The 17,877-nt window shown below is 73.4% G+C and carries 22 protein-coding genes; 17 read left to right on the forward strand and 5 right to left on the reverse strand.

Translation table 11 applies throughout. The features are described 5' to 3' along the window. Nucleotides 1–1,335 carry a UDP-N-acetylglucosamine 1-carboxyvinyltransferase gene (murA, locus tag ACIBG7_RS10365; RefSeq protein ID WP_357924441.1) on the reverse strand — a complete coding sequence of 445 codons (1,335 nt, stop codon included), beginning with the start codon at nucleotides 1,333–1,335 and terminating at the stop codon, nucleotides 1–3. Beyond that, nucleotides 1,328–2,452 (reverse strand): FAD-dependent monooxygenase, encoded by a 1,125-nt coding sequence (locus ACIBG7_RS10370; RefSeq protein WP_397335846.1) that lies wholly within the window; start codon nucleotides 2,450–2,452, stop codon nucleotides 1,328–1,330. Before ACIBG7_RS10370 ends, murA begins: the two co-directional genes overlap by 8 nt. 101 nt (nucleotides 2,453–2,553) lie before the next feature. Between ACIBG7_RS10370 and ACIBG7_RS10375 the strand changes: the two genes are divergently transcribed. Next, complete coding sequence (locus tag ACIBG7_RS10375) at nucleotides 2,554–3,483, forward strand: TetR/AcrR family transcriptional regulator C-terminal domain-containing protein (protein ID WP_397335847.1); 930 nt, start codon at nucleotides 2,554–2,556, stop codon at nucleotides 3,481–3,483. Between the two features lie 10 nt (nucleotides 3,484–3,493). After that, nucleotides 3,494–4,036: a hypothetical protein gene (locus tag ACIBG7_RS10380; protein WP_397335848.1), complete on the forward strand. Its 543-nt coding sequence runs from the start codon at nucleotides 3,494–3,496 to the stop codon at nucleotides 4,034–4,036. Here ACIBG7_RS10380 and ACIBG7_RS10385 read toward each other — a convergent pair. Next, nucleotides 4,002–5,372 (reverse strand): amidase family protein, encoded by a 1,371-nt coding sequence (locus ACIBG7_RS10385; protein ID WP_357924451.1) that lies wholly within the window; start codon nucleotides 5,370–5,372, stop codon nucleotides 4,002–4,004. The genes ACIBG7_RS10380 and ACIBG7_RS10385 overlap by 35 nt on opposite strands. Before the next feature lie 151 nt (nucleotides 5,373–5,523). On the opposite strand from ACIBG7_RS10385, the gene ACIBG7_RS10390 reads away from it, so the two are divergent. From ACIBG7_RS10390 to ACIBG7_RS10410, 5 genes are all read left to right on the forward strand, one after another. After that, a complete protein-coding gene (locus tag ACIBG7_RS10390) occupies nucleotides 5,524–5,769 on the forward strand; it encodes a hypothetical protein (protein ID WP_357924454.1) in 246 nt (81 codons plus the stop codon). Between the two features lie 18 nt (nucleotides 5,770–5,787). Continuing rightward, on the forward strand, nucleotides 5,788–7,125 hold the full coding sequence (locus ACIBG7_RS10395; RefSeq protein WP_397335850.1) for a sensor histidine kinase: 1,338 nt from the start codon (nucleotides 5,788–5,790) through the stop codon (nucleotides 7,123–7,125). Further along, nucleotides 7,122–7,784, forward strand: a complete 663-nt coding sequence (locus ACIBG7_RS10400; protein ID WP_397335851.1) for a response regulator transcription factor — start codon at nucleotides 7,122–7,124, stop codon at nucleotides 7,782–7,784. The genes ACIBG7_RS10395 and ACIBG7_RS10400 overlap by 4 nt, the downstream gene beginning before the upstream one ends. Nucleotides 7,785–7,879: 95 nt before the next feature. Further along, nucleotides 7,880–8,557: a hypothetical protein gene (locus ACIBG7_RS10405; protein WP_397335852.1), complete on the forward strand. Its 678-nt coding sequence runs from the start codon at nucleotides 7,880–7,882 to the stop codon at nucleotides 8,555–8,557. 3 nt (nucleotides 8,558–8,560) lie between these two features. Then, nucleotides 8,561–9,169, forward strand: coding sequence for a class F sortase (locus tag ACIBG7_RS10410; RefSeq protein WP_397335853.1), 609 nt, complete (start codon nucleotides 8,561–8,563; stop codon nucleotides 9,167–9,169). 47 nt (nucleotides 9,170–9,216) lie between these two features. Here ACIBG7_RS10410 and ACIBG7_RS10415 read toward each other — a convergent pair whose 3' ends face one another. Further along, nucleotides 9,217–9,978: an AraC family transcriptional regulator gene (locus ACIBG7_RS10415; RefSeq protein WP_397335854.1), complete on the reverse strand. Its 762-nt coding sequence runs from the start codon at nucleotides 9,976–9,978 to the stop codon at nucleotides 9,217–9,219. Nucleotides 9,979–10,032: 54 nt separating this feature from the next. On the opposite strand from ACIBG7_RS10415, the gene ACIBG7_RS10420 reads away from it, so the two are divergent. Further along, the gene (locus tag ACIBG7_RS10420; protein WP_357924471.1) at nucleotides 10,033–11,145 is read left to right on the forward strand and encodes an MFS transporter; all 1,113 of its coding nucleotides are present in this window, start codon (nucleotides 10,033–10,035) and stop codon (nucleotides 11,143–11,145) included. Nucleotides 11,146–11,162: 17 nt separating this feature from the next. On the opposite strand, the gene ybaK is transcribed toward ACIBG7_RS10420, so the two are convergent. Next, nucleotides 11,163–11,660 (reverse strand): Cys-tRNA(Pro) deacylase, encoded by a 498-nt coding sequence (gene ybaK, locus ACIBG7_RS10425; protein WP_357924474.1) that lies wholly within the window; start codon nucleotides 11,658–11,660, stop codon nucleotides 11,163–11,165. A gap of 100 nt (nucleotides 11,661–11,760) precedes the next feature. Here ybaK and hisD point away from each other — a divergent pair, with 100 nt between their 5' ends. The 9 genes from hisD to hisF are packed head-to-tail and all read left to right on the forward strand — an operon-like array spanning nucleotide 11,761 to nucleotide 17,791. Then, nucleotides 11,761–13,143 (forward strand): histidinol dehydrogenase, encoded by a 1,383-nt coding sequence (hisD, locus tag ACIBG7_RS10430; RefSeq protein ID WP_357924477.1) that lies wholly within the window; start codon nucleotides 11,761–11,763, stop codon nucleotides 13,141–13,143. Nucleotides 13,144–13,154: 11 nt separating this feature from the next. Then, nucleotides 13,155–14,225, forward strand: coding sequence for a histidinol-phosphate transaminase (locus ACIBG7_RS10435; protein ID WP_397335855.1), 1,071 nt, complete (start codon nucleotides 13,155–13,157; stop codon nucleotides 14,223–14,225). Further along, the gene (gene hisB / locus ACIBG7_RS10440; RefSeq protein WP_357924483.1) at nucleotides 14,222–14,815 is read left to right on the forward strand and encodes an imidazoleglycerol-phosphate dehydratase HisB; all 594 of its coding nucleotides are present in this window, start codon (nucleotides 14,222–14,224) and stop codon (nucleotides 14,813–14,815) included. Before ACIBG7_RS10435 ends, hisB begins: the two co-directional genes overlap by 4 nt. Then, nucleotides 14,812–14,973 (forward strand): hypothetical protein, encoded by a 162-nt coding sequence (locus ACIBG7_RS10445; RefSeq protein ID WP_357924485.1) that lies wholly within the window; start codon nucleotides 14,812–14,814, stop codon nucleotides 14,971–14,973. The genes hisB and ACIBG7_RS10445 overlap by 4 nt, the downstream gene beginning before the upstream one ends. After that, on the forward strand, nucleotides 14,967–15,608 hold the full coding sequence (gene hisH, locus ACIBG7_RS10450) for an imidazole glycerol phosphate synthase subunit HisH (protein ID WP_357924487.1): 642 nt from the start codon (nucleotides 14,967–14,969) through the stop codon (nucleotides 15,606–15,608). The genes ACIBG7_RS10445 and hisH overlap by 7 nt, the downstream gene beginning before the upstream one ends. Beyond that, nucleotides 15,601–15,930, forward strand: coding sequence for a hypothetical protein (locus tag ACIBG7_RS10455; protein ID WP_357924489.1), 330 nt, complete (start codon nucleotides 15,601–15,603; stop codon nucleotides 15,928–15,930). Before hisH ends, ACIBG7_RS10455 begins: the two co-directional genes overlap by 8 nt. Then, on the forward strand, nucleotides 15,931–16,647 hold the full coding sequence (gene priA / locus ACIBG7_RS10460; protein WP_357924492.1) for a bifunctional 1-(5-phosphoribosyl)-5-((5-phosphoribosylamino)methylideneamino)imidazole-4-carboxamide isomerase/phosphoribosylanthranilate isomerase PriA: 717 nt from the start codon (nucleotides 15,931–15,933) through the stop codon (nucleotides 16,645–16,647). Beyond that, on the forward strand, nucleotides 16,644–17,033 hold the full coding sequence (locus ACIBG7_RS10465) for a Rid family hydrolase (protein ID WP_357924494.1): 390 nt from the start codon (nucleotides 16,644–16,646) through the stop codon (nucleotides 17,031–17,033). Before priA ends, ACIBG7_RS10465 begins: the two co-directional genes overlap by 4 nt. Continuing rightward, nucleotides 17,030–17,791, forward strand: coding sequence for an imidazole glycerol phosphate synthase subunit HisF (hisF, locus tag ACIBG7_RS10470; RefSeq protein ID WP_357924496.1), 762 nt, complete (start codon nucleotides 17,030–17,032; stop codon nucleotides 17,789–17,791). The genes ACIBG7_RS10465 and hisF overlap by 4 nt, the downstream gene beginning before the upstream one ends. The last annotated feature ends 86 nt before the right edge of the window (nucleotides 17,792–17,877 follow it).

Raw genomic sequence — 17,877 nt, forward strand, 5'->3', positions numbered from 1 at the left:
TCAAACCCCCGCTGCGGATCCTTTACTGATGTTCAGCCCAAGGGAGACGAACTGCTCGAAGGGGTGGTGATAGCCGCGTTCGATGTGGTGCACGCCGCGCAGCGTGGAGGTCCCGTCGGCCACCGCGGCGGCCAGCACCGCGGAGAAGCCCGCCCGGATGTCGGGCAGCGTGACGTCCGCGCCGTGCAACTGCGAGACGCCGCGCACGACCGCCGAGTGCTTGGCGTTGGTGTCGTGGTAGCGGCAGGCCGGACCGCCCAGGCACTGGTCGAAGACCTCGATCTCGCAGCCCATCTTCTTCAGCGCGGGCACGTAGACCAGGCGGTTCTCGAAGACCGTCTCGTGCAGCACCGACATGCCCTTGCTCTGGGTGAACAGGACCATCAGCGGCGTCTGCCAGTCGGTCATGAAGCCGGGGTGGGTGTCGGTCTGCACGGCCGCCGAGCGCAGGCCCTCCGGCGGCTTGGTGGCGCAGAGGTACTCGTCGTTGATCTCGAATTGGGCGCCCATCCGGGCCAGCGTGGTGATCGCGGTGACCAGCCGGTCCTGATGGCAGCCGTGCACCCGCACCTCGCCCCCGGTGACCAGGCCGGCGGCCAGGTAGGAGAAGGCCTCGATGCGGTCGCCGGCCAGCCACGTGGAGGCGCCGTGCAGCCGCTCGACGCCCTCGATCACGATGCGCCGGTCGGGCGACAGCTCGATCAGCGCGCCCATGCGCTGCAGGAACAGCGCGAGCTCGACCACCTCGGGCTCGGTGGCCGCGTTCTTCAGCACCGTCTTGCCCTCGGCCAGCACCGCCGACATCAGGATCGTCTCGGTCGCCCCGACGCTCGGGTAGGGCAGCTCGATCCGGGTGCCCTGCAGGCGCTTGGCCTTGGCGTAGACGCCCGCCTCGTTGACCTCGACCTCGGCGCCCATCTGCCGCAGCGCGTCGACGTGGAAGTCGATCGGCCGCCGGCCGATGGGGTCGCCGCCGACCAGCGGGACGAACGCCTCACCGGCCAGGTGCAGCAGGGGGCCGAGCATCAGGATGGGGATGCGGTTGAGCCCGGTGTACTCCTCGGGCACCTTCGGGTTGATCTGCGCGCCGCGCTCGATGCGGATCTCGGAGCCGTCGAGCTCGACGTTGATGCCGAGGGCCCGGAGCATGGCCGCGGTGATGCCGACCTCGCCCACCTCGGGCGCGTTGTGGATGGTGCTCTGCCCGCCGCCCAGCATGGCGGCGACCATGTGCTTGGAGACGCCGTTCTTCGACCCCCGGACCACCACGTCCCCGCGCAGCGGGCCGGAGGGCTCGATCAGCCAGACCTCTTCGTCGTTCACGGGTTCATTCACGGGCCCAACCGTAGTCCTTGAGGTCCACGGCGGCCGACACCTCCTCGATCGACGGGGGCTCGCCCTGGGGGTCGCGCTGCCAGGCGTCCACCCGCAACGCGTACTCCTGGTTGGCCTCGGCGAAGGGGCGCATCACCGCCTCGTAGGCGGCCAGCGCCTGCGGCAGCGGGGCCCGGCCCAGCTCACCGGCCAGCACGTACGCGCCGACCATGGCCAGCGTGGTGCCCTGCCCGGACAGCGGCGAGGCGCAGTAGCCGGCGTCGCCGACCAGGGTGACGCGGCCCCGGCTCCAGGACGGCAGGTGGATCTGCGCCATGGAGTCGAAGTGGAAGTCGGGCGCCAGGCGCATCTCCTTCAACATCCTCGGCACCTCCCAGCCGTCGGCGCCGAAGCGCTCCTCCAAGGCGCGGTAGTGGCCCTCGCGGTCGCGGTGGTCGAAATCGGAGCCGTCGGCGTAGAAGCCGAGCAGCGCCCGGGCCTCGGCGTTGTCACGCGCGCTGTACAGGCCCGCCATGCGGTCGGCCTCGCGGTAGAAGGTCTGCCAGCGGTCCAGGCCGGTGAAGTTCGCGGTGGTGAAGACGGCCAGCATCGTGCCCAGGTGCCGGATGTGCTCCCGCTCCGGGCCGAAGGCCAGGCGGCGGGTGGTGGAGTGCAGCCCGTCCGCGCCGACGATCAGGTCGAACCGCTCGCCGGGGGCGCGCTCGAAGCCGACCTCGCCGCTCTCGGGGTCGAGGGCGGTCAGGCTGTCGTCGAAGCGGTAGGCGGCCCGCTCGCGGGTGGCATCGTACAGGACGCGGGCCAGGTCGTCGCGGAGCAGTTCGACGTCGGGGCTGCCGACCTTGCCGCCGGTCAGCGTCTCCTCGGTGGTGGAGTGCAGCACCGTGCCGTCGCCGTCGACGAAGGACATGCCGCGCATGCCGGTCGCGTGCTCGCGGATCGCCTCCAGCAGGCCCATCCGCTCGGCCACCGTCAGCGCAGCGCCGCGCACGTCGATCGCCTGGCCGCCGGGGCGGATCGAGGGCGCCCGCTCGACCACCGTGACGTCGTGACCGCCGCGGGAGAGCCAGAAAGCCAGGGCGGGACCGGCGATGCTCGCGCCGGAGATCAGAATCTTCATGTCGTTGAATGTACGGCGTACGCAACCCGTCCCACAAGCCGGTTTGTCACTTTCTGTACTAGGATAGACAGGCTGCCGTGTACTAGGACAGAGGAGTTCGCGTGACCGCCCCCTACCTCAGGATCGCCGACGACCTGCGCCGCCGCCTGGCGCGGCTGCGCCCCGGCGACCGGGTGCCCTCCACCCGCCAGCTCGTCCGCGACCAGGGCGTCGCCCTGGCCACCGCCGCCAAGGCGCTCGACGTGCTGCGGCAGGAGGGGCTGATCGAGGCGGTGCCCAGGGTCGGCTACGTCGTCGCGGCACCCGCCCGGCCGCGGCCCCGCCGCCGGCCCGCCGCCGACGCGCTCGACGTCGGGCGGATCGTCGCCGCCGCGCTCGACCTGGCCGACGAGGAGGGCCTCGATGCGGTCTCCATGCGCGGCCTGGCCGGGCGGCTGGGCGTGCCCGCGATGTCGCTCTACCGGCACGTGCCGGACAAGGACGCGCTGATCGTGCTCCTGGGCGACGCCGGATTCGCCGACTTCGCCGAGCCCGAGCAGGTCACCGGCTGGCGGGACCGGCTGGCGGCCTCCGCCCGCGCGCAGTGGGCGCTCTACCGGCGCCGGCCCTGGCTGGCCCAGCTCAACCCGCTCGGCCGGCCCATCCCCTCGCCCAACCTGGCACGGCACGCCGACTTCATGATGGCCTCGCTCGAAGGACTCGGACTCAGCGCCGACACGCAGATGACCCTGCACATCACCCTGTTCAGCTACGTGCGCGGCATCGCCGCCAACCTGGAGGCCGAGGCCCGCGCCCAGGCCGAGAGCGGCGTCGACGAGGACGACTGGATGGACCGGCAGGGCCGGGAGTTCGAGGCGCTGGCCGCCACGGGGAGCTATCCGGCCTTCGCGCGGGTGCTGGGCGGGCTCGCGGCCGGGTATGACTTCAACCTGGACACGCTGTTCGAGTTCGGGCTCAACGCGCTGCTAGAGGGATTTGCCGGGATAATCCGCGAGGCGGGTTACGATCGAGCGGATCCGGAGCTTTTCTGAGGAGTGTGACGTGGGGCGGCAGTTGCGGGTGTTCGCGGTGACCGTTGCCGCTCTCCTGGCCCTCGGGGTGCTCGCCGGGCTGGCCTGGTCGTGGGTCTCGCCCCGGCCGCCGTACATCGAGACGCAACGCGGGCCGCTGCTGGCCGACCCCACCACCCAGGCGCTCATCGCCGCCGACGGCTGGTTCGCGGTGATCACCGGCGTGCTCGCCCTGGCCAGCGGGCTCATCGCCTGGCGTTTCACCCGCCGCGACGGCCTGGGCGCCGTCCTCGGCCTCTTCCTCGGCGGCAGCGCCGCCTCGCTGGTCACCTACTGGGTCGGCACCCGCTTCACCCTCGGCGCGGCGACCATCGCCGCCGCCGCGCCCGGGCTCGACATCGTCGCCGGGCCGCTCGACCTCACCGCCCGCGGGGTGCTGGTCACCTGGCCCTTCCTCGCCCTCGGCGTCTACGCCGCCATCGAGGGCGTGCTCGCCTACCGGCGCTCGCCCATGCGCAAGCCGTACGGCGAGCCGGGGATCACAGGTCTGGACGGCGGGAGCCGTACCCTGTGACCAGCTCGAACGCGCGGGCGAAGCGCAGCACCCGGGCGTCGTCGAAGGGCCGCCCGATCAGCTGCACCCCGACCGGCAGCCCCCCGGGCGTGAAGCCGGCCGGCACGCTGGCGGCCGGCGCGTGCAGCACCGAGATCCAGTACGCCGAGCGCATCCAGGCCAGGTAGTCGGGCAGCGGCTCGCCGTTGATCTCGCTCACGTACGGCTGCTCCACCGGGAACGGCGGCACCTGGCTGACCGGCGCCAGCAGCAGGTCGTAGTCGTCGAAGAAGCCGGCCATCCGCGCGTACAGCGAGGTGCGCGCCCGCTCGGCCCGGGCCAGGTCGTCGCCGCTCACCCGCCGCCCCTGCTCGACGTTCCAGGCCACGTTCGGCCCGACGCCCTCCAGGTCGCCGAAGGCCAGCGCGTAGTACCAGGCCCGGTAGACGCGGAAGGCCTCCTCGGCCTCCGACAGATCGAGATCGACCTGCTCCACGTGCGCGCCCAGCGCCTCGAACACGCCCGGCGCGGTGGCGGTCACCGCCGCGGTCCCGGCGTCCACCGGCAGCCCGCCCAGGTCGGGGGAGTAGGCCACGCGCAGTCCTCGCACCGACAGCTCGGGGTCGGGGACGAACTCCTCCTTGATCGCGTACGGCGAGCGCGGGTCGAACCCGGCCATCGCCCGCAGGAACAACGTCAGGTCCTCCACGGTCCGCGCCATCGGCCCGGGCGTGGCGAGGGTGAACCACGCCGCGCTCCCGCCCGGGTCCGGCACCCGGCCCGGCGTCGGGCGCAGCCCCACCACGTTGCAGAAGGAGGCCGGGTTGCGCAGCGAGCCGCCCATGTCCGAGCCGTCGGCCAGCGGCACCAGCCCCGCCGCCAGCGCCGCCGCCGCGCCGCCGCTCGACCCGCCCGCGCTGCGGGAGCGGTCGTAGGGGTTGCGGGTGGCCCCGAACACCTCGTTCACCGTGTGCGAGCCGGTCCCGAACTCCGGCGTGTTGGTCTTGCCGAGCGAGATCGCGCCCGCCGCCCGCAGCCGCCGCACGATCAGGTCGTCCTCGGCGGGCACGTGCCCGGCGAACAGCGGCGAGCCGTACGTGGTGCGGACCCCGGCGGTGTCGACCAGGTCCTTGTGCGCGATCGGCAGGCCGTGCAGCAGGCCCTCGGGAGCCCGCCGGTCGGCCTCGGCGGCCTGGCGCAACGCGCTCTCGGCGCTCAGCGTGACGATGGCGTTGAGCTCGGGATTGACCTTGGCGATCCGGTCGAGGTGCGCGCGGGTCAGCTCCACGGCGCTGATCTGCCGGGTGCGCAGCAGCGTGAGCATCTCGCTCGCGCTCAGGTAGTGCAGTTCGCTCACCTCACCGATCCTGCCGCACCGGGCCGCGCCGGGCGATGGCACCCCTTGCGCGGCCTGCCCGGCGAAGCTGGCAAACCTCCACATACCCTGATGAGAGTTCTCTCATCGGCCTCTCATCGGTGGGAGAGGGCTCGTGGCTTAGCGTCGGGTCATGAGCCGCAGGACCCCGCTGGCCTGGGCAGTGGCCGGAGCGATGCTCGCCCTCGTGGTCTTCGCCCTGGTGCGGGTGGCGAGCGCGGGCGAACCCGACCTGGGCGGCCCCGTGGTCATCACGCCGGTGGTCAGCACGCCGCGGGTCACCCCCAGCACCGCCCCGGCGCCCCGGCCGGACGTGACGAAGGAGCAGAGGACGGAGCGGGTGCCCCGCGCCCCGCAGGACGACGATGACGACGACTGAACCCCGCGGACCGGGCCGGTGAGCGCCCGCTTCCGCATCGTGGCCTGGATGCTCGCCGTCGTCGGCCTCGCCCTGGCCGTCGCCATCACCGCCGCCGCCACCGTGCTGCTCGCCCGCGAGGACCAGGTGATCAACGACGAGCTGCGCAACGAGGCCGGCAAGCTGCGCGGCTACGTCGCCCAGCGCCCGGCTCCCGATGTCGAGGCGCTGTTCGCCGACTACCTGCGGGTCAACGTCGCCGACCGCTGGGAGTCCTTCTTCACCCTGGTCGACGGCCGTCTCACCGCCCGCTCCGGAGCCGCGCCGCCGCCCGGCCTGGCCGCCCGCGTCGCCACGCTCGGCACCGACGAGACCGGCTGGTACGACACCCCCGGCGGGCTGCTGCGCTACGGCGCCCTGCCGGTCAGCGCCGTCGGCGACGCGCGGCGCGGGCACTTCGTCATCGTCGTCGACTACGACCGCCACCGCGCCGAGGTCGTCGACGCCCTGCGCGTGCTGGCCCTGTCCGCCCTCGGCGGGCTGGCCATGGCCGGCGCGGCCGGCTGGTTCGTCGCCGGCCGCGTGCTCTCCCCGGTCCGGCTGGTACGGCAGGCGGCCGAACGCATCGGCGACTCCGCCGACCTCACCCGCCGCCTGACCGTCGTCGGCAACGACGACGTCGCCGCGCTCGCCCGGACCTTCAACCACATGCTCCACCGCCTGGAGCGGGCCTTCGCCACCCAGCGGGAGTTCCTCGACGACGCCGGGCACGAGCTGCGCACCCCCATCACCGTCGTCCGCGGCCACCTGGAGCTCATGGGCGACGACCCCGCCGAACGCGCCGAGACCCTCGCCCTGGTCACCGACGAGCTCGACCGGATGAGCCGGATCGTCGAGGACCTGCTCACCCTCGCCAAGGCCGAGCAGCCCGGCTTCGTCGAACCCGACGCGGTCGAACTGGCCGACCTCACGGTGAGCGTGGTCGCCAAGGCCCGGGCGCTGGGGGAGCGGACTTGGCGGATCGACTCGCTGGCCGAGGCGGTCGTGCCGGCCGACCGGCAACGGCTCACCCAGGCGCTCATGCAGCTCGCCGCCAACGCCGTCCGGCACACCGCGCCCGGCGGGGAGATCGCGGTCGGCTCCGCGCTGCGGGACGGGGTGGCCGAGCTCTGGGTGCGCGACGACGGGCCCGGCGTGCCGCCCGAGGACCGCGAGCGCGTCTTCCAGCGTTTCGTGCGCGGGCAGGGCTCCGGTGGCGCCGGGCTCGGCCTGGCCATCGTCCGCTCCATCGCCGAGGCGCACGGCGGACGGGTGCGGGTGGAGGACGGCGCCCGCTTCGTGATCACCATCCCGGCGGAAGAGGAGTCAGTGGCATGAACCGGATTCTGATCGCCGAGGACGAGCGGCGGATCGCCAGCTTCGTGGAGAAAGGCCTGCGCGGCCACGGCTTCGTCACCACCGTCGTCGAGGACGGCGAGGCGGCCTACGAGTACGCCCGCAGCGGCCGCTTCGACCTCATGGTCCTCGACATCGGGCTGCCGCTCGCCGACGGCTTCACCGTGCTGCGCCGCCTGCGCGAGGACCGCGTCTCCCTGCCGGTGATCATCCTCACCGCGCGGGACAGCGTCGCCGACAAGGTCGCCGGGCTGGAGGGCGGGGCCGACGACTACGTGCCCAAGCCCTTCGCCTTCGAGGAACTCCTCGCCCGGGTACGGCTCCGCCTGCGCGGCGCCCCCGCGCCCGAGGCCACCGTGCTCCGGGTGGGGGAGCTGGCCCTCGACCTGCGCAGCCGCCGGGCGCACGTCGCCGGGCGGGTGGTCGAGCTGTCCACCCGGGAGTTCACCCTCGCCGAGGTCTTCTGCCGCCACCCCGACCAGGTCCTCACCCGGGAGCAACTGCTCAGCCAGGTGTGGGGGTTCGACTTCGACCCCGGCTCCAACGTGGTGGACGTGTACGTGCGTTACCTGCGGCGCAAGCTCGGCGCCGACCTCATCGAGACCGTCCGGGGGGCGGGGTACCGGCTGCGGGGCGGATGAGAGGGGTCTCACCCGGGGCTCACCTTGGTTCCATCGCCGGCTTCGAGGCTGGGAGCAGCACACAGAACCGCTCCCTTCATCCTCCGGAGGAACCGATGGAACTCAAGCCCGCCCTGCTCGCCCTGGCCCTCGTCGCCGGCACCGGCACCACCCTGACCACCCTGACCGCCACCCCGTCCCACGCCACCCCGCTCGTCCAGACCACCGCCACCGACGACCGCGACGACCGCGACGACGACCGGGACGACCGGGATGACCAGGACGACCGGGATGACCAGGACGACCGGGATGACCAGGACGACCGGGATGACCAGGACGACCGGGATGACCAGGACGACGAGCCCGGCGACGACGACCGCGACGATCGGGACGACGACCGGGGCGGCGATGACCGCGACGACCGGGATGACGACCAGCCGCGGGGTGGCGTGGACACCGGTAAGGGCGGCGTCTCCCGCGATGCCGACGATGACGACGACGACCAGCCGCAGGGCGGGGTCGACACGGGCCACGGGGGCACCGCCACCACCACCGCCGCAGAAACCGCCGCCACCTCGGCTACCTCCGCCGGGTCGGCCGCCTCCGCCAGCTCGGGTGACGCTGCGGTCGGTGGCCCGCTCGGTGACACCGCCAAGGTCGCCACCGCCTCCACGCCCGTGCCGGACCCCGGCACGGGCGTCGGGGTGCCGCTGGCCCTGACCGGTGCCGCCGGGCTGATGGCGCTGGGCGGCGGCGCGTGGTGGCTGCGGCGCCGCACCACCCAGGCGGGCTGACCGATGCCGATCACCCCAGCCCTGCTCCTCACGCCCGCCCTGGCCCTGACCCTCACCTCGGCGTCCCTCACCTCGGCGTCCCTCACCTCGGCGTCCCTCACCACGGGCCACCCGGCCGCCGCGACCCTGCCCACCACCGTCACCGCCGAAGGCCGGGGCACGACCGCCCATCAGGACGTCGCCCGCCCCGTCCGGTTGCGCATCCCGTCCATAGCCGTGGACTCCCGGATCATCCCCCTCCCCCTGGACCGCCACGGCCGCCTGGTCGCCCCGAAGGGCTACCACGTGACAGGCTGGAACGTCGCGGGCCCGGAGCCGGGCGAGCCGGGCGCGGCCGTGATAGCCGGCCACGTCGACTCGAAGACCGGCCCGGCCGTCTTCCACCGCCTCCGCAAGCTCACCAAGGGCGCGAAGATCCACGTGACTCGGGCCGACGGCACCACGGTGACGTTCAAGGTCACCAAGACCGCCCGCTACCCGAAGAACCGCCTGCCGAGCAAGAAGGTGTACGGCGGAGCCCGCACCCCCGAGCTCCGCCTGATCACCTGCGGCGGCGCCTTCGACCGGACCAGGGGCAGCTACCGCGACAACATCGTCGTCTTCGCCCGCTGACCCCGGCGAACCAAACCCGGCGCCTCCGGGGCCGGACTTCTGGTGATCTACACCGTAAAGGCCCGCCCCGGAGTGTGCCCGAACGCCTTCCGGAACACCTCGATGAACGCGCTCGGCGAAGACCACCCGCACCGCACCGCCACCGAGGTCACCGGCACCCCCTCCGCCAGCAGCACCACCGCCCGATGCAGCCGCACCTGCGTTCGCCACTGCCGGAACCCCATCCCGAACTCGCTCCTGAACAGCCGGGCCAGCGTCCGCTCCCCGGCCCCGACGGCCCGGCCCAGCTCGCGCAGCCCGCGCGGATCGGCCGGGTCGTCACGGACCAGCCGGCACACCGCCGCCAGCCGGGGATCGCGCGCGGCGGGCACGTGCACCGGCTGCCCCGGCGCCCGGCGCAGCCGGTCGACCAGCACCCCGCGCAGCCGTTCCCGCTCGCCGCCGGGCAGGTCCGCCTCCCCGCTGTAGGCGAGGATCAGCTCCCGCAACAGCCCGGTGACCGCCACCACCGCCGGCCGTTCCCAGCCGGCCCCCGGCTCGTCGAGCGCGGTCCGCTCCGTCGGGGCCAGCCCCACCAGCCGCAGCTCCGTCGGCCCGTGCGCCCGGTGGGCGTGCACGGTCCCGGCCGGGATCCACAGGGCCCGGCTCGCGGGCGCCACCCACGCCCCGGCCTCGGTGATCACCTCGACCACGCCGCGGCCCGCGTACACGAGCTGGTGCCCGTCGTGCCGGTGCGCATCGATCGACGCCCCGGCGTCCAGGAGCCGCCGTCCGGTGGGCGGGTGGGGAGTATGGCGGGTTTTCGACATCACCTGGCACTCTAACGAAAGCGCGCCACCCGGCCGGAGCCGGAGGATGCTCCCATGGCGAATCACAAGGTCACCCTCCTCGCCACCGGTCACGCCTGCGTGGACTTCTACCAGGGCGCGGTTCCCGCGATGGTCCCGTTCCTGGTCGCCGAGCGCGGCTACGGCTACGTCGCCGCCTCGGGCGTCGTGCTGGCGCTGACGCTGCTGTCGTCGGTGGTCCAGCCGTTGTTCGGCGCCGCCGCGGACCGGCTGCGGATGCCGTGGCTGGTTCCGGTGAGCATGACCACCGCCGGGCTGGGCCTGGCGGCGGGCGGGCTGAGCGACTCCTACGCGCTGACCTGGCTCGCGGTCGCGCTGACCGGTCTCGGCGTGGCCGCCTACCACCCGGAGTCGGCCCGGCTGGCCCGGGCGGCCAGCGGCGGCAGCCATGTGGCGATGAGCTGGTTCTCCCTCGGCGGCACGCTGGGCTTCGCGCTCGCGCCGGTGCTGGTGACGCCGTTGCTGGCCGCCGGGGGGCTGGCGGCTTCGCCGTACCTGGTGGTGCCGGGGTTGCTCGGCGCGGTGCTGACGGTGGCGGCGATGCGGCGCGGCGGCGGCCCGGCGGCGGCGAGCCGCCCGGCGGCGGACGCCGCCGACGACTGGCCAAGCTTCGTGCGGCTGGGGCTGGTGATGGTCTGCCGCTCGATCGCCTACGTCGGGCTGAGCGCCTTCGTGGCGCTGTACGCCGGCGGCGGGACGGCCGGGGCGGTGGCGCTGTTCCTGCTGTTCGCGGGCGGCTCGGCCGGAACCGTGCTCGGCGGGAAGCTGGCCACGCGCTGGGGCCGGGTACGGGTGCTCCGCTGGGCGTACGCGCTGGCCGTGCCCGCGGTGGCCGGGGTGGTCGTCGCCCCGCATGTCGCGGTCTTCCTGGCCGGGGTCGCGCTCTACGTGCCGTTCTCGCTGCACGTGACGCTCGGGCAGGACTACCTGCCCACCCGGGTCGGTACGGCCAGCGGCGTCACCCTGGGTCTCGCGGTCAGCGTCGGCGGCCTGGCCAGCCCGCTCATCGGCGCCGTCGCCGAGGCGAGCACGCTCGGCACGGCGCTGGCGGTGCTGCCCGTCTTCGCCGCCCTGGCCTGGCTCCTCGCCCGCCCCCTGGCCGAGCCCGCCCTCCGCGTCCCGGCCTGAGCCGCCGCGACCGAGGCTCAGCCCAGCTTGGCGATCGGGGCGGTGACCCCCTGGGTCAGGTCGAGCAGGTTCTTCGGCGCCGTCTCGATCTGCAGCCCGCGCCGCCCCGCCGAGAAGTAGATCGTGTCGAACTCCAGCGCCGAGGCGTCGAGCACGGTGGGCAGCCGCTTGCGCTGGCCGAGCGGGCTGATCCCGCCGACCACGTAGCCGGTCACCCGCTCGACCTTGGCCGCCTCGGCCATCGCCGCCCGCTTGCTCTTCAGCGCCGCGGCGAACGCCTTGAGGTCGAGCCTGCCCGCCACCGGCACGACCGCGACCGCCAGGCCGCTCTCCACCTCGGCGACCAGCGTCTTGAAGATCCGCTCGTACGGCACGCCGAGCGCGTCGGCCGCCTCCTCGCCGTAGGCCTGGGCCGAGGCGTCGTGCTCGTAGGGATGCAGGGTGAAGTCGACGCCGGCCCCGGTGAGTGCCACCGTGGCAGGGGTGCCCTGCCCGCCCTTCTTAGCCTTGCTCACGAAGGCGATCGTAGCGTCCGGCCGTCCACGACACGCCCGCCCGATCGTCCGCATGGTGGACAATTCGGGAGTCAGCAAGCGGACTCCGTAGACTGTGCAGGTGATTTCCCGTATCGACCTGCGCGACGGCCTCCCCGAGGACCTGCGCGACGTGCTGCCCCGCGCCGAACTCGACGTGGAAGCCGCCCTGGAGAAGGTGCGGCCCATCTGCGAGGACGTGCATCATCGTGGGGCGGCAGCCGTACGGGAGCTGACCGCCAGGTTCGACGGGGTCGAGATCGAGACCGCCCGGGTCCCGGCCGAGGCGCTTGAGCGCGCCCTGGCCGAGCTCGACCCGCGGGTGCGCGCGGCGCTGGAGGAGTCGATCAGGCGGGCCCGCCTGGTCCACCGCGACCAGCGGCGCACCGACACCACCACCCAGGTCGTGCCCGGTGGCACGGTGACCGAGCGCTGGGTGCCGGTCGACCGCGTGGGGCTGTACGTGCCGGGCGGCCGGGCGGTGTACCCGTCGTCCGTGGTGATGAACGTGGTCCCGGCGCAGGAGGCCGGGGTGGCCTCGCTGGCGGTGACCAGCCCGGCGCAGAAGGAATTCGGCGGGCTGCCGCACCCGACCATCCTGGCCGCGTGCGCGCTGCTGGGCGTGGACGAGGTCTACTCCGTCGGCGGCGCGCAGGCGGTGGCGATGTTCGCCTACGGCACCGAGGAGTGCCCGCCGGCGACGATGGTCACCGGTCCCGGCAACATCTGGGTGGCCGCGGCCAAGCGGCTGCTCAAGGGCCGCATCGGCATCGACTCCGAGGCCGGGCCGACCGAGGTCGCGGTCCTGGCCGACCGCACCGCCGACCCGGTGTACGTGGCCGCCGACCTGATCAGCCAGGCCGAGCACGACGTGATCGCCGCCGCGGTGCTGATCACCGACAGCGAGGAGCTGGCCGAGGCGGTGGCCGCGGAGCTGCCGGGCCAGGTGGCCGCGACCAAGCACAGCGAGCGCATCACCGAGGCGCTGACCGGCCGCCAGTCCGGCATCGTGCTGGTCAAGGACCTGGAGGACGGCATCCGGGTGGCCGACGCCTACGCGGCCGAGCACCTGGAGATCCACACGGCCGACGCCGCGGCGGTGGCCGCCCGCATCAGGAACGCGGGCGCGATCTTCGTGGGCGGTTACGCCCCGGTCAGCCTGGGCGACTACCTGGCCGGGTCCAACCACGTGCTGCCCACCGGCGGCTGCGCGTGCCACTCCAGCGGCCTGTCGGTGCAGACCTTCCTGCGCGGCATCCACGTGGTCGACTACACCCGCGAGGCGCTGGCCGAGGCGGCCGAGCACGTCAGCGTGCTCGCCGACGCCGAGGACCTGCCCGCCCACGGCGCCGCCGTGCGCGCCCGCTTCGGCTGGCAGATCCCGCGGGCCGCCGGGGAGCAGGGCGGGGTACGGCAGGCGGAGCATACCGGCGAGGGCCCCGCGACCGACCCGACCACCGCCTGAAAGAGAACCCCGTGAACCTCGACGACCTGCCGATCCGCGACGACCTGAGAGGGCTGAAGGCCTACGGCGCGCCGCAGCTCGACGTCGCCGTGCGGCTCAACACCAACGAGAACCCCTACCCGCCGAGCCCCGAGCTGGCCGGCGCGCTGGCCGACCGGGTGCGGGTGAGCGCCGCCGAGCTCAACCGCTACCCCGACCGCGACGCGCTGGAGCTGCGCGCGGGCCTGGCCGCCTACCTGGGCCACGGCCTGGACGCGAGCCGGCTGTGGGCGGCCAACGGCTCCAACGAGGTGCTCCAGCAGATCCTGCAGGCCTTCGGCGGCCCCGGCCGCCGGGCGATGGGCTTCGAGCCGTCGTACGCCATGCACCCGCTGATCACCACCGGCACCAACACCGCGTGGGTGGGCGGCGCCCGTGAGGCCGACTTCTCGCTCGACCCGGTCAAGGCGGTCGCCGCGATCGCCGAGCACGACCCGGACATCGTCTTCCTGACCTCGCCGAACAACCCGACCGGCACCGCGATGCCGCTGGAGGCCATCGCCGCGGTCGCCCGCGCCGCGCGCGGCATGGTCGTGGTGGACGAGGCCTACTTCGAGTTCGCCCGCACCGGCACGCCCAGCGCGCTCACCCTGCTGCCGGAGCATCCGCGGCTGATCGTCACCCGCACGATGTCGAAGGCCTTCGCCATGGCCGGCACCCGGCTGGGCTACCTGGCCGCGCACCCGGCGGTGGTCGAGGCGCTGCTGCTGGTGCGCCTGCCGTACCACCTGTCGGCGCTGACGCAGGCGGCGGCGCTGACCGCCCTGGACTTCCGCGAGGAACTGCTGGGTTCGGTGCAGCGGTTGCGCGAGGAGCGTGACGCGACGGTGAGCTGGCTGCGCGGGCGCGGGCTGGAGGTGGCCGACTCCGACGCCAACTTCGTGCTCTTCGGCCGCTTCGCCGACCGGCGCAAGGTGTGGGAAGGGCTGCTGGAGCAGGGCGTGCTGATCCGCGAGGTGGGGCCGCCGGAGTGGCTGCGGGTGTCGATCGGCACCGAGCAGGAGATGTCGGCATTCCGCGAGGCTTTGGAGAACGTGCTGTGAACAGAACCGGCCGCATCGAGCGCGTCACGAAGGAGACCTCGGTCCTGGTCGAGGTCAACCTCGACGGCACGGGCCTGGTCGACGTCACCACCGGGGTCGGCTTCTACGACCACATGCTCGCCCAGCTCGGCAAGCACGGCCTGTTCGACCTGACCGTGAAGACCGAGGGCGACCTGCACATCGACTCGCACCACACGATCGAGGACACCGCGCTCGCGCTGGGCGCCGCCTTCCGCGAGGCCCTGGGCGACAAGTCCGGCATCCGGCGGTACGGCCACGCGTCCTGCCCGCTCGACGAGGCGCTCGCCGAGGTCACCGTCGACCTGTCCGGCCGGCCGTACCTGGTGCACCACGAGCCCGACGGCATGGCTCCGATGATCGGCCCGACCTACGACACGACGATGACGCGGCACATTCTCGAGTCGTTCGTCGCGCAGGCGGCCATCTGCCTGCACGTGCGCGTGCCGTACGGCAGGAACGCCCATCACATCGTCGAGGCCCAGTTCAAGGCACTGGCCCGCGCGCTGCGTGCGGCCTCGGAGCCCGACCCGCGTGCCACCGGCATCCCGAGCACCAAGGGCGTCCTATGAGCATGCCGGGCAACTGGACCGCGGTAGCGATGATCTTCGTCGGCCTGTTCCTGGTCGGCGGCGTGGTCTCTCTGTTCAAGCAGGGCATGAAGGCGGGCGCGGCGGTCTGCGGCGTGCTGGCCGTCCTGGCGATCACGGCGGGGGTGTTGTGGTGGTGAGCAAGCCGGACGTGGTGGTCCTCGACTACGGCTCGGGCAACCTCCGCTCGGCCGAACGCGCACTGGTGCGAGCCGGCGCGAACGTCACGGTGAGCGCCGACTTCGACGCGGCCCTGGCCTGCGACGGCCTGTTCGTGCCCGGCGTGGGCGCCTTCGAGGCGTGCATGCGCGGCCTGAAGTCGGTGCGCGGCGACACCATCATCGGCCGCCGCCTGGCCGGCGGCCGGCCCGTGATGGGCGTCTGCGTGGGCATGCAGATCCTGTTCGAGCGCGGCGTCGAGCACGGCGCCGAGACGCCGGGCTGCGGCGAGTGGCCGGGCACGGTCGACCGCCTCGACGCCCCGGTCCTGCCGCACATGGGCTGGAACACCGTCAAGGCGCCCGAGGGCAGCCTGCTGTTCGCCGGGCTGGACGCCGGCACGCGCTTCTACTTCGTGCACTCCTACGCCGCCCGCACCTGGGAGCTGACGCCCGGCGACGGGTTCGCCGCGCCGCTGGTGACCTGGGCCGAGCACGGCGAGCCGTTCGTCGCCGCGGCCGAGAACGGCCCGCTGGTCGGCACCCAGTTCCACCCGGAGAAGTCCGGCGACGCCGGCGCCGCTCTCCTGCGGAACTGGGTCAGCAGCCTTGAGTAAGGAGCGCGCCAGGCGCCGGGCCGAACGTGAGGCCCAGCGCGCCGAGGCCGCCCGGCGCAACGAGCGCCGCATGGCCCGCAGGTCGCGCCGCCAGGCGCTGGCCGCCCGCCTGAGGCCCCGCCCGGTCCGCATCGCGCGGCAGGGCGGGGTGCTCGCCCGGCGGCGGCGCGTCCAGAACGCCGTGGTCGCCCTGGCCTTCCTGCTGGTCCAGGCGCTGGTCTGGATCGTCTGGGGCTCCTGGGCCGCGAGCCTGGCCGCGCTCGTGCTGTCGGTGCTGCTCGTGCCCGTGATCGTGACTCTCGCATTCGACCGGAGGAACTAGATGACGTTCGTACTGCTGCCCGCCGTCGACGTGGCGGGCGGCCAGGCCGTGCGCCTCGTCCAAGGGGAGGCGGGCACCGAGACCGGCTACGGCGATCCGCTGGCCGCCGCGCTCGCCTGGCAGGAGGCCGGCGCGGAGTGGATCCACCTGGTCGATCTCGACGCCGCCTTCCGGCGCGGGTCCAACCACGAGATCACCCGCCGGATCGTGGCCGAGGTGGACGTCAAGGTCGAGCTGACCGGCGGCATCCGCGACGACGAGAGCCTCGCCGCCGCGCTGGCCACCGGCTGCGCCCGGGTCAACATCGGCACCGCCGCGCTGGAGAACCCCGAGTGGTGCCGCAAGGTCCTGGCCGAGCACGGCGAGCGGATCGCGATCAGCATCGACGTGCGCGGCACCCGCGTGGCCACGCGCGGCTGGACCGAGGAGCGCGGCGACCTGTGGGACCTGGTCGCCCGCCTGGAGGAGGAGGGCTGCCCGCGCTACGTGGTCACCGACGTGACCAGGGACGGCATGCTCGGCGGCCCCAACCTCGACCTGTATCGCGAGCTTTGCTCCCGTACCGCCAAGCCCGTGGTCGCCAGCGGCGGTGTTTCCTCCCTGGAGGATCTGGTGGCCCTGGCGTCACTGAGCAGTGACGGTCTCGAGGGTGCCATCGTGGGCAAGGCGCTCTACGCTCGTGCTTTCACGCTTCAGCAGGCGTTGGGGGCGGTATGAGGCGTTCGGGGAACCGGGTCTTCTCGGGTGGCATCTGGGAAGAGCGTTACGGTTACGCCAGGGCGGTGATCGCCGGCCCGAGAGTGGTGGTGTCGGGCTGTACCTCCACCGTCGAGGGCGAGGTCGTGCACGTCGGCGACGCCTACCGGCAGAGCCTGACCGCCATGGAGATCGCGCTGGCCGCGATCACGGCCGGCGGGCTGGCCAAGGAGGACGTGGTCATGGTCCGCTACTACGTGGTCGACGACCGGGCCTACGACGAGTTCGGCAAGGCCTTCTTCGAGACGTTCGGCAAGGTACGGCCGGCCTGCACCGGGGTGCGGGTGGCCGGTCTGGTGGACCCGCGGATGCTGGTCGAGGTAGAGATCGAGGCGTACAGGGCATGACGGTCGCGGTTCGGGTCATCCCGTGTCTGGACGTGGACGCGGGCCGGGTGGTCAAGGGCGTCAACTTCGAGAACCTGCGCGACGCGGGTGACCCCGTCGAGCTGGCGCGGCGCTACGACGAGGAGGGTGCCGACGAGCTGACCTTCCTCGACATCACCGCCTCCTCGGGGGAGCGGGAGACCATGGTCGAGGTGGTGCGCCGCACCGCCGAGCAGGTCTTCATCCCGCTCACCGTCGGCGGCGGGGTGCGGTCGGTGGAGGACGTCAACCGGCTGCTGCGCGCCGGGGCGGACAAGGTCTCCTTCAACACCGCCGCCATCGCGCGGCCGGAGTTGCTGACCGAGGCCTCCAAGCGGTTCGGCGCGCAGTGCGTGGTGCTCTCGGTGGACGCCCGGCGCGCGCCGGGCACCGCCTCCGGGTTCGAGGTCACCACGCACGGCGGCCGGCGCGGCACGGGCCTCGACGCGGTGGAGTGGGCGGCGCGCGGCGAGGAGCTCGGGGTGGGCGAGATCCTGCTCAACTCCATGGACGGCGACGGCACCCTCGACGGCTACGACCTGGAGATGATCCGGGCCGTGCGGGCGGCGGTGCGGGTGCCGGTCATCGCCAGCGGCGGCGCCGGGCGGCTGGCGGACTTCCCGCCGGCGGTCGAGGCGGGCGCCGACGCGGTGCTGGCGGCCAGCGTCTTCCACTTCGGCACGCTGAAGATCGCCGAGGTCAAGGAGAGCCTGGCCGGCGCCGGCTACCCGGTCCGCTAGCGCGGCCGGCTGGAACACGTGCGGGCACCGGCCTGAAAGACACGCGAGTGCCGGCCGGGAAGACGCGCGGTCGCCGGCCTAGAAGA

Source organism: Nonomuraea sp. NPDC050328 (assembly GCF_044459405.1).
Lineage (GTDB): Bacteria > Actinomycetota > Actinomycetes > Streptosporangiales > Streptosporangiaceae > Nonomuraea.

Coding starts and splice junctions, on each gene's coding strand:
- ACIBG7_RS10370 (WP_397335846.1), bottom strand. CDS start 2,452: ATGAAGATTCTGATCTCCGGCGCGAGCATCGCCGGTCCCGCCCTGGCT.
- ACIBG7_RS10390 (WP_357924454.1), top strand. CDS start 5,524: ATGAGCCGCAGGACCCCGCTGGCCTGGGCAGTGGCCGGAGCGATGCTC.
- ACIBG7_RS10400 (WP_397335851.1), top strand. CDS start 7,122: ATGAACCGGATTCTGATCGCCGAGGACGAGCGGCGGATCGCCAGCTTC.
- ACIBG7_RS10405 (WP_397335852.1), top strand. CDS start 7,880: ATGGAACTCAAGCCCGCCCTGCTCGCCCTGGCCCTCGTCGCCGGCACC.
- ACIBG7_RS10410 (WP_397335853.1), top strand. CDS start 8,561: ATGCCGATCACCCCAGCCCTGCTCCTCACGCCCGCCCTGGCCCTGACC.
- ACIBG7_RS10415 (WP_397335854.1), bottom strand. CDS start 9,978: ATGTCGAAAACCCGCCATACTCCCCACCCGCCCACCGGACGGCGGCTC.
- ACIBG7_RS10420 (WP_357924471.1), top strand. CDS start 10,033: ATGGCGAATCACAAGGTCACCCTCCTCGCCACCGGTCACGCCTGCGTG.
- ACIBG7_RS10445 (WP_357924485.1), top strand. CDS start 14,812: ATGAGCATGCCGGGCAACTGGACCGCGGTAGCGATGATCTTCGTCGGC.
- priA (WP_357924492.1), top strand. CDS start 15,931: ATGACGTTCGTACTGCTGCCCGCCGTCGACGTGGCGGGCGGCCAGGCC.
- ACIBG7_RS10465 (WP_357924494.1), top strand. CDS start 16,644: ATGAGGCGTTCGGGGAACCGGGTCTTCTCGGGTGGCATCTGGGAAGAG.
- hisF (WP_357924496.1), top strand. CDS start 17,030: ATGACGGTCGCGGTTCGGGTCATCCCGTGTCTGGACGTGGACGCGGGC.